At 62.9% G+C, this 661-nt stretch carries 2 protein-coding genes; both read right to left on the bottom strand.

Annotated features, from left to right (window positions below; translation table 11 throughout):
• On the bottom strand, positions 1-349 hold a 349-nt coding region (locus AC5Y5O_RS32175; RefSeq protein ID WP_500028765.1), incomplete at its 3' end, for a protein kinase domain-containing protein.
• Positions 336-661, bottom strand: a 326-nt coding sequence (locus AC5Y5O_RS32170) for a hypothetical protein (RefSeq protein WP_500028764.1), incomplete at its 5' end; no start/stop codon positions are given. The genes AC5Y5O_RS32170 and AC5Y5O_RS32175, both read right to left, overlap by 14 nt.

Genomic DNA, 661 nt, shown 5'->3' with positions numbered 1-661 from the left:
CCGCCACGACGGCCTCGACCGGCATTCCGGACGCATAGTTCGCACTGACCACCGCGCCCAAATCGGCGCCATCAACATAGTCCATGGTGATCCACAACTGGCCGTCAAACTCACCGCGGTCATGCACCCCCACGATGTGGGGATGCCACAATCCCGAAGCCAACTCGGCCTCCCGGTTAAAACGCTGTTGGAAATCGGGGTCGGCCGAGTACTCAGTGTGCAACACCTTGAGCGCCTCCAGCCGCGGGAAACGGGGGTGGCGGGCCAAGTACACCTCGCCCATCCCTCCGCTACCCAGCAACCGCACCAGCGTGTAGCCGGCGAACTGTGCACCCTCACTCAGCGGCATCGATACCCCGATACGTCTCCCAGCCCTCGCGGGGCTGATCAAGGCAAGACGTGACACCAACCTCCTGAATTACGTTGTCGCCCAGCAGATTTGGCTGCGCATCGTCGACAGAATGCGCCACGCTCACCGTCCCTTCCCAGACAGACAGGCCTTGGCGATCTGTGGCAAATCTCTTCACACTCACTGGTGGTCTCTCCTCCATGGCGTTAGGTGCCTGACCGTTCGACGTGGCGGCGCCGCCGCCCACCACGCGGATTACGGGCAGCCGTCCAGCGCTTGTGGAAAGCCCGCACGGATGCCCTTGTGTAGAGG

The organism is Mycobacterium sp. NGS40 (assembly GCF_059812735.1).
This window is presented reverse-complemented; position numbering and strand designations above follow the sequence as displayed.